The 7,813-nt window shown below is 57.3% G+C and carries 11 protein-coding genes and 2 tRNA genes; 8 read left to right on the top strand and 5 right to left on the bottom strand.

Translation table 11 applies throughout. The annotated features are described in order from the left end of the window. Positions 1 to 142 precede the first annotated feature (142 nt). Together KH208_RS14560 and KH208_RS14555 are read right to left on the bottom strand one after the other, a co-directional pair. The gene (locus KH208_RS14560) at positions 143 to 349 is read right to left on the bottom strand and encodes a helix-turn-helix transcriptional regulator (RefSeq protein WP_291437493.1); all 207 of its coding nucleotides are present in this window, start codon (positions 347 to 349) and stop codon (positions 143 to 145) included. 131 nt (positions 350 to 480) lie between these two features. Continuing rightward, a complete protein-coding gene (locus tag KH208_RS14555; protein ID WP_291437491.1) occupies positions 481 to 795 on the bottom strand; it encodes a helix-turn-helix transcriptional regulator in 315 nt (104 codons plus the stop codon). Positions 796 to 917: 122 nt separating this feature from the next. Between KH208_RS14555 and KH208_RS14550 the strand changes: the two genes are divergently transcribed. Next, positions 918 to 1,166, top strand: coding sequence for a helix-turn-helix domain-containing protein (locus tag KH208_RS14550; RefSeq protein WP_291437489.1), 249 nt, complete (start codon positions 918 to 920; stop codon positions 1,164 to 1,166). Positions 1,167 to 1,287: 121 nt separating this feature from the next. On the opposite strand, the gene KH208_RS14545 is transcribed toward KH208_RS14550, so the two are convergent. Continuing rightward, the gene (locus tag KH208_RS14545) at positions 1,288 to 1,521 is read right to left on the bottom strand and encodes a helix-turn-helix transcriptional regulator (protein ID WP_291437487.1); all 234 of its coding nucleotides are present in this window, start codon (positions 1,519 to 1,521) and stop codon (positions 1,288 to 1,290) included. 133 nt (positions 1,522 to 1,654) lie between these two features. Here KH208_RS14545 and KH208_RS14540 point away from each other — a divergent pair, with 133 nt between their 5' ends. From KH208_RS14540 to KH208_RS14530, 3 genes are read left to right on the top strand one after another with little or no spacing between them, the layout of a single operon-like run. Continuing rightward, positions 1,655 to 1,942 (top strand): helix-turn-helix domain-containing protein, encoded by a 288-nt coding sequence (locus KH208_RS14540; RefSeq protein WP_291437485.1) that lies wholly within the window; start codon positions 1,655 to 1,657, stop codon positions 1,940 to 1,942. 4 nt (positions 1,943 to 1,946) lie between these two features. Beyond that, positions 1,947 to 2,402 carry a putative toxin-antitoxin system toxin component, PIN family gene (locus KH208_RS14535; RefSeq protein WP_367114970.1) on the top strand — a complete coding sequence of 152 codons (456 nt, stop codon included), beginning with the start codon at positions 1,947 to 1,949 and terminating at the stop codon, positions 2,400 to 2,402. Then, a complete protein-coding gene (locus KH208_RS14530) occupies positions 2,399 to 2,623 on the top strand; it encodes an Arc family DNA-binding protein (RefSeq protein WP_291437483.1) in 225 nt (74 codons plus the stop codon). The genes KH208_RS14535 and KH208_RS14530 overlap by 4 nt, the downstream gene beginning before the upstream one ends. A gap of 393 nt (positions 2,624 to 3,016) precedes the next feature. On the opposite strand, the gene KH208_RS14525 is transcribed toward KH208_RS14530, so the two are convergent. Beyond that, positions 3,017 to 3,111: transfer RNA gene (locus tag KH208_RS14525), tRNA-Ser, on the bottom strand. A gap of 383 nt (positions 3,112 to 3,494) precedes the next feature. Here KH208_RS14525 and KH208_RS14520 point away from each other — a divergent pair. Continuing rightward, the gene (locus KH208_RS14520; RefSeq protein WP_291437495.1) at positions 3,495 to 5,201 is read left to right on the top strand and encodes a glutamine--tRNA ligase/YqeY domain fusion protein; all 1,707 of its coding nucleotides are present in this window, start codon (positions 3,495 to 3,497) and stop codon (positions 5,199 to 5,201) included. A 104-nt stretch (positions 5,202 to 5,305) separates the two neighbouring features. Beyond that, positions 5,306 to 5,381: transfer RNA gene (locus KH208_RS14515), tRNA-Lys, on the top strand. Between the two features lie 377 nt (positions 5,382 to 5,758). Here KH208_RS14515 and KH208_RS14510 read toward each other — a convergent pair. Next, the gene (locus KH208_RS14510) at positions 5,759 to 5,941 is read right to left on the bottom strand and encodes a hypothetical protein (RefSeq protein ID WP_291437481.1); all 183 of its coding nucleotides are present in this window, start codon (positions 5,939 to 5,941) and stop codon (positions 5,759 to 5,761) included. A gap of 518 nt (positions 5,942 to 6,459) precedes the next feature. Here KH208_RS14510 and KH208_RS14505 point away from each other — a divergent pair. Both KH208_RS14505 and KH208_RS14500 read left to right on the top strand, forming a co-directional pair. Then, the gene (locus tag KH208_RS14505) at positions 6,460 to 6,885 is read left to right on the top strand and encodes a PA2779 family protein (protein ID WP_291437479.1); all 426 of its coding nucleotides are present in this window, start codon (positions 6,460 to 6,462) and stop codon (positions 6,883 to 6,885) included. Between the two features lie 25 nt (positions 6,886 to 6,910). Beyond that, positions 6,911 to 7,657 (top strand): hypothetical protein, encoded by a 747-nt coding sequence (locus tag KH208_RS14500; protein ID WP_291437478.1) that lies wholly within the window; start codon positions 6,911 to 6,913, stop codon positions 7,655 to 7,657. The last annotated feature ends 156 nt before the right edge of the window (positions 7,658 to 7,813 follow it).

Below are 7,813 nucleotides of genomic sequence, written 5' to 3'. Positions count from 1 at the left end.
CGCAGTGCCCGGTTGATGGTGCGTTTACACTTCCATCAAAACGGAGTTCCCCTTTCCTTTCAAGGGGTAACTGTCAGATCAAGTCGAGACTACCTCAATTGATCAACGCGCTGGTGCGCCGGGCGCTGTCAGACGCGAAAACTTATTTCTTACTGTGCGTGAATAATCGGCAGATATTCACATTCAGAGCGTCAGCCAATTTTTCCAGCGTCAGCAGCTTGCACGTCGCTATTCTTTCATCCCTGGCCCGCGCGACAGTATCGGGCGCCACTTTTGACCTGTATTGCAATTCCTCATAGGTCATCCCTTTTCCTTCCATTATTGGGCTTAAGCGGCTGATTATAGGCATACATCCTTCCCATTTTACTTGGATGTAGCCTAGAATTTCTTGACGTTCACTTGGCTACAACCTAGTGAATGAAAGAAACTGCTCATAATCTGGATCAGGAAGAAGGCATGCGGTTTGCGGCGGCATATCTGTCAGGCGTTTTTCTTTTCTTTCTTTTTTCCAACAGTCATTTCCAACTGCTCGTTGCCGGAATCTTGTTTTTCTTCCGCCAATGCCGCCCAACTCAGTTTCGCGGCAGCATCGACCAATTCTTCTGGTTCCATGCCCATAGCCTGTGCGAGCAACAAAATAGTCGTGAAGCGCGGCTCGCTTCTGTCATGCTCGATGTTATTGAGATAGCGAGTACTTCGACCCAAAAGTTGCGCAAGACGGTATTGGGTGATGTTCCGTTTTTTGCATTCCTGAACCAGTGCTGCACCAAATCGAGATGGGGGTCTTTTACGCATCCTATATACATACTTGACAGTTGCTTAAAAAATAGCTGATGTATTTATCAGGTGACAAATAAATATGCTATTTAATATAGCGAAATTTAACGTTTATTTAATTTATAGGATGGAGAAATTTTATGTCTTCCGCACTGGAGCGCGTTTTTCAAACGGCAGGCTGCCGCACGCAACAGCAATTGGCTGAATTTTTGGACATCAGACAGTCAGCAATTACTGACGCCAAAAGGAGAGGGGCTATCCCTGCGGACTGGCTTCTGAAACTGCTGCGAATCCAAGGCGTGAATCCCGACTGGATTCTGACAGGGGAGGGCGTGCACTATTTGCGGTCGGCGGAATCGGAAGAGCCCGTTTTTCGGCTGAGCGCGTGATCGAAATCCGCCCGCCGGAACAGTGTTCAGCGCAGGAACTGATCAACGAACTGGTGCGTCGGGCGTTGGGGGAACGGATGGGATGCGAAACATCGTGATGTGTTACTGAATGATCTGCTCGTTATTCCAGCCGGTTTTTATCGTTCAGGTATGCCTGCCGTTGCATGGCCTCCAGCAACAACTTGTCCGCGTCGATGCCCAAGGCTGCGGCAATCAGGGTAAAAACCGTGATTGTCGGATTGCGCACCCTGGATTCGATAGCTTTGATGTGAGATTCGGAACCACCAATAATAGCGGCTAATTGTTTGCGGGATAATCCGAGGCGTTCTCTGTATTCGCGGATAATCTGTCCCAAGGCCAAGTCAAAGTTTGGAGTATCATTCATTAAGCCCGGATAGCACCGGATTGATTGGCCGACACGTAAATGGCACTATAGTAGCTAGTACGTGCGCCAAATATCCATAAGTCGAAAGGGGTATAGAGGCGATATGGATGATAAGCGGATTATGGACTATTCATCGGCAATGGAGCGCATCCGGGCTGTGACCGGATGCGAAACCCAGCGAGAGCTGGGCAGGTTTTTAGGCATCAACCAGTCAGCCATTTCGGACGCGAAACGGCGCGGGACTATCCCGGCGGAATGGCTGCTCACGCTCCTGCGCGGCAAAGGGATAAACCCGGACTGGATACTGACGGGAAAGGGCGCGCGCTGCTTGTGCCCGGCGGAAACGGAGGAAGCCGCTTTTGAAAAGAAGCCCGGAGAGAGCGTCCCTTGACAAGATGAATGATGGCATATATGCTATCAACATGATGCCCATAGTTATAGATACCAACGTCTTTGTTTCCGCGTTACGGTCTAAGGATGTCGCAGGCGGGGCGGCGCGCGCACTTCTTCGAGCCGCACTTACGGGGAAATGCGTGCCCCTGTTCGGCAATGCGCTGTGGCTTGAATATGAAGACCTGCTCGGACGCTCCGTGTGGACAGAGAATACAACACACGCAGAGAGACTGACGATGCTGCAAGCCCTGGCCGCAGCGGGGAAGTGGGTATCCATTTACTATGGCTGGCGACCCAACTTGCCCGATGAGGGAGACAACCATTTGATTGAGCTTGCCATTGCAGGGAATGCCCGTGCCATTGTGACCTACAATATGAAAGACTTACAGCGAGGACAGCTTTTGTGGCCGCAATTGCGCATACTCACGCCGCAAGAATGCCTCAAGGAGTTATTATGAGCACTTTGACCCTTCGCCTGCCGGAAGATGTGGCAAACCGGCTCAGGAACGTGGCGGAAGCACGCGGCTTGAGCGTCAATAAACTCATTACGGAAATCAGTGTACAGGCTCTGGCCGCCTATGACACGGAAACCCGTTTCAAGGCCCTGGCCTCTGGAGCCGACATCCCGGCGGCGCTGGCCGTGTTGGATCGGCTTGATGCGCAAAATCCGGCTGTGTAGTGCCGATGATTGCTGTTGTACCCGCCTCCGTGGTGGCTCCAGGTGATTCTTGGTGAGGTGTGGTCATTGTTGACGGCGACAGCTTTTCCCGGCTCGAAAACATACGGGCCTGTATACAGGAGCGTACAACCCGAGACAGTCAAAAGAGAGCAAAAAAGCCTTCAACGTGGCGGCAAATTTTCGGAAAACTCGCATAGGGAATTGTTCAAAAACAGATATCAACCAATGCGAGCCAATTGGCAGGCGTTGTAGCCAGTCGGATTTGCCATCTCTGGACAGATTTTTTCAAAGTATCATTAAGCCTGGATAGTGCCGCTGGCTTTTTAGAGGCGCTTCAGCGCAAAAAACGGTGAGCTGCATCTTTCTGCAACTCACCGTTTTTATGACTGTATGTGGCGGAGAGGGAGGGATTTGAACCCTCGATACAGGTTTAAGCCCGTATACTCGCTTAGCAGGCGAGCTCCTTCGGCCGGCTCGGACACCTCTCCGCAGGGTTGCGCATTCAGAATGGCAAACCGTGGAGATGGAAGCTAACGCAGTGCGCTTTTGCTGTCAAGAGCGGCGGCGGCCTTTGTCAGGGCAGACGCACGTAGCATCTAACTATTTAAAATTATTTGCTACGAACAACAAATATAGCTTATTATATATTAATAATTTCAAATAGTTACCGAATTAGATGCGTCTGCCCTGCGGCCTTTGTGTCCGGCGCTCTTGCGGCGCACGTTGCGGGCGGCAAGCGCCGCGTCCGTCGCAGTCTTCCGGCGTGGCCGGAGCGCATTGACCCCCGGCACGGCTTGGCGTATTTTTACAAACTACCGTTTATCACTTCCGCATGGAGCGCACTATGGCCCCCACCAGCAAGCCCGACACGATGCAGACCGGCAATGACGCCACGGCCCACGAAGCGGCCAAGCCCGGCGTGGACTTCATCCGCGCCCGGATTCAGGAAGACAACGCCTCCGGCCGTTTCGGCGGCCAGGTGCACACGCGCTTCCCGCCGGAGCCCAACGGCTACCTGCACCTCGGGCACGCCAAGTCCATCTGTCTGAATTTCGGCGTGGCCAAGGAGTTCGGCGGCCTCTGCAATCTGCGCTTTGACGACACCAATCCCACCAAGGAAGAGACCGAATACGTGGAGTCCATCCGCGAGGACGTGCGCTGGCTGGGCGGGGACTGGCAGAACCGCGAATTCTACGCCTCCAACTATTTTGAAAAGCTCTACGAATACGCCGAGCAGCTCATCAAAATGGGCAAGGCCTATGTGGACGACCTCTCCGCCGAGGAGATCCGCGAATATCGCGGCACGCTCACCGAGCCCGGCCGCGAGAGCCCGTACCGCAACCGCGGCGTGGAGGAAAATCTGGATCTCTTCCGCCGCATGCGCGCCGGGGAGTTTCCGGACGGCGTGCGCGTGCTGCGGGCCAAGATCGACATGGCCTCGCCCAACCTGGTCATGCGCGACCCCACGCTCTACCGCATCCGCCATGCCGAGCACCATCGCACGGGCAATGCCTGGTGCATCTATCCCATGTATGATTTCACGCACTGCCTGTCCGATTCGCTGGAGGGCATCACGCATTCGCTCTGTACCCTGGAATTCGTGAACAACCGCGAGCTCTACGACTGGGTGCTGAACGCCCTGGGCGTGTACCACCCGCAGCAGATCGAATTCGCCCGCCTGAACCTGACCTATACCGTGCTCTCCAAGCGCAAGCTGATCCAGCTCGTCAAGGAAGGGCACGTCCGGGGCTGGGACGACCCGCGCATGCCCACCCTCAGCGGCCTGCGCCGCCGGGGCGTGCCGCCCTCGGCCCTGCGCGAGTTCTGCGCCCGCATCGGTCTGGCCCGCGCCGACTCCATTGTGGATTATTCCATGCTGGAATTCTGCATCCGCGAGCACCTCAATGCCGGAGCCCCGCGCGCCATGGCCGTGCTGGACCCCATCAAGGTGGTTATCGAGAATTATCCGGAAGGGCAGGTGGAGGAATTTGAAATGCCCTATCATCCGGAAGACCCCGGCTACGGCAGCCGCAAGGTGCCGTTCTCGCGCGAGCTCTATATCGAGCGCGACGATTTCCGCCAGGATCCGCCCAAGAAATTCCACCGCCTTTTTCCCGGCGCGGAAGTGCGCCTGCGCTACGCCTATTTCATCACCTGCCGCGAGGCCGTGCTGGACGAGGCGGGCAATGTGAAGGAGCTGCGTTGCGTGTACGATCCCCAGAGCCGGGGCGGGCAGAGCCCGGACGGCCGCAAGGTCAAGGGCACTATCCACTGGGTTTCGGCGGCGCACGCCCTGCCCGCGGAAGTGCGCCTCTACGAGCAGCTCTTCGCGGTGGAAAATCCCAATGCCGCGCCCGAGGGCAAGACCTTTCTGGACAACCTCAATCCGGATTCGCTGCGCGTGGTGCGCGCCCTGCTGGAACCGGCCCTGGCCGACGCCGAGGTGGGCCGGACCATGCAGTTCGAGCGCCTGGGCTATTTCTGCAAAGACAAGGACAGCACGCCGGAACTGCCCGTGTTCAACCGCACGGCCACCTTGCGCGATACCTGGGCCAAACTGGAAAAGAAGGGCGAGTAAGTCTCGTTGCCCGGAGGCAAGGCGCGCCGTACCGCATCCCGGCCGTAGGCCCGCGCGGCGGGCTTGACACTTCGGGCGCAAGCGGCTAAAGTGTTCCCCTCGATGGGTCGTTAACTCAGTAGGTAGAGTATCTGCCTTTTAAGCAGAGAGTCGCAGGTTCGATCCCCGCACGACCCACCAATTTTCCATCTCACGAAGCCCCGCAAAGCCCAAAAGGCCTTGCGGGGCTTCACTTTTCCCGGATGTTCCGTCCCGGATTTCCTGTCCGCGCGTCTGGATCGCAACGCAGACTTGCCCGGGGGCAATGGCCGACATTGGCAGTCTTGGCTTTTCCGATCACCTGCAAAAAGTGCCACCACAGGTGCTATTCCAGCGCAATTCCCAGTTCCGCCCCAACCAAAATTCATTGCCATCGACATCGAGATGTCCGATTCTTTCAAAGAGCCCCTGTACGGCAGCGGCCACATCTTGCTGTTCCTCCCCCTTTTTTCCGCTTGGCAAATCGGCCCTTACAAGGAATGGGCCGGGTTCCCCCAAGAACCCGGCCCACCCTTTACTTAGTTGCCCTTAACCTCCTTTGGAAACACTGCGGAAAATACCTGGCAGGCATCGGCCACTGCGTCTTTCGGGCTCAGTTCCGGATCCAGCGCCAGCATGATGCAGGCTGAATGGGCAACCGCAAGCCGCGTTTCGTGGTCGAATTCCGCCACCGGCTGTATCTGTTCCGCTTCCACTACCATGTGCAATCCCTCCTAATTTGATCGCACCCCCCTGGTGATTGTGAAGGTTCCATTATAATTGAAAATATATAATTTGCTATCAGAATTTATATTTTCTGAATGCTTATATATTAATATCAATAAGTTATATTTTGCAAAAGGGAGAAATGATCACGAGCCCGGCCCGTTCCTCCTTCGCTGACCAAAAAGGCCGGGCAGCGGATGCTTTACCGGCCCGAGACTATATTGAGGAATAACGCCTGGTTGAGGATGCCGGTTGTGGTGTTCGCGTAGAGCTCCAGCTTTTCATCCGGCGAATTGTCACCGTCGTTTCGAGATGGGGCGGGCCGAATGCCCGCTGTTTTGCCGCCGCTACACTTTTGCCGGAGCGGGCTCGTTCGCCCGGCAGACGGTCGCCAGCGCCGGTTTTCGCGTACAAAATTTTGGCGTTGACGGCCCGGGGGCTAAGGGCTAGGGGGGAATCGTCGAAAAGCGGCTTTGTATGTGCCAACTGGTTTCACATTTACCGGATGGATGCCATGCGAATGTCTTTGTGTCTTTTCAGAGTGGCGGCGCTGCTGCTCATCCCGCTGTTGGCGGTGAGCCCGCGCGCCGTGGCCGGTTTCATTCCCACCCTTTACAACCTTTCGGATGAGGATTCGCGTCGGCTGGAGGCGGCGCGGCGGGATCTGGAAGGCAAGATCGTGCGTCAGTATTTTATGGCGCGCGGCCAGCAGGAAGAGGCGGCGGCCAAGGCCGTGGCCGCCATGAGCGACGAACAACGCCGTAAAACCATTGATGTGGATATTCCCAGGTACATCAAGGGCGGCTCCGGCGACGGCCTGCTGGTCCTGCTGGCGATCCTGCTCGTGGGCGGCGCCGTGCTGGGGGCCGCGCTGGGAGGAGCATCCTCCCGCTGCGATGACGACGACTACAATCATAACCGAAATTATTGCTGCCCCTGAGACGGCGGAGAAAGGAGGATTTGCCATGCGCATATCGCTCAACAGCCTGGGCCGTCTTACGGGGGCCTTGCTGCTGCTTTGCTGCGCGGCCTGCGGGCCGCACCACCTGCCTGATCCCCTGACGCCCGAAGAGCATCTGGACCTGGGCAAGGCCTACGAGGCACGGGGCGAAACCGAACGCGCCCAGGGCCAGTATACGGCGGCGGCCGTTACGGTGCCGGAAGGTGATTTCTATCTGGGCAATCTGGCCGCCGCTACCGGGCAGGACGCCGTTGCGCTGGAGTATTACCGCAAAGCCCAGCCGGATATGCCCGATGACCCGCATCTGAACAACAATCTGGCCTGGGTGCTCTGTCGTCTGGGTGAAAAGAACAACGATAAAAAACAATTGCAGGAAGCCAGCGCCTTGGCCCGCAAGGCCCTGGCCGCCGCGCCGCCGGACCTGAAGCCTCTGTGCGAGGATACCTTGCACCGCACGCAACAGGTGCTGCGCGGCGAAGTGCCCGCCGAAAAGACCCTGCCGCCGCCGCGCCGTCGGCGTGCCCGTCAGGACGCCGGTGTGCCCGGAGGAGCCGCGGCCCGGCCGACTGCCCCTGTTCCGGACCGGGCTCCGGTTCAGAACCCGCGCCGGACTCCAGCCCGGTCGCCGGGCGGCGCGCCGGAAGCCGCCGGGTCCGGCGCGCCGCCCGTGGCCTCGCCAGCGCCGACGGCCCCGGACAGACGGCATCAGCCCGGCCTCACCCGGCCCAGCGCCGTGGATCCGGAGCAATAGGAAGCAAGCGCCGCTTCTGACAGAAAAAGGGAGACCGGATCACCGGTCTCCCTTTTGAATAAAGGGCTTTAGCCAGTTGAGCGAGCTATGGCGAGCGAAACAGAAATCCACCCGCTATGCGGGTGGAAAAAATTTGTTATACAAAAAACACCTTTC

It is taken from the genome of Desulfovibrio sp. (genome assembly GCF_018379785.1).
Lineage (GTDB): Bacteria > Desulfobacterota > Desulfovibrionia > Desulfovibrionales > Desulfovibrionaceae > Desulfovibrio.
Note: the sequence above shows the minus strand (reverse complement) of the source record. Positions and strands in the feature narration are given on the sequence as shown.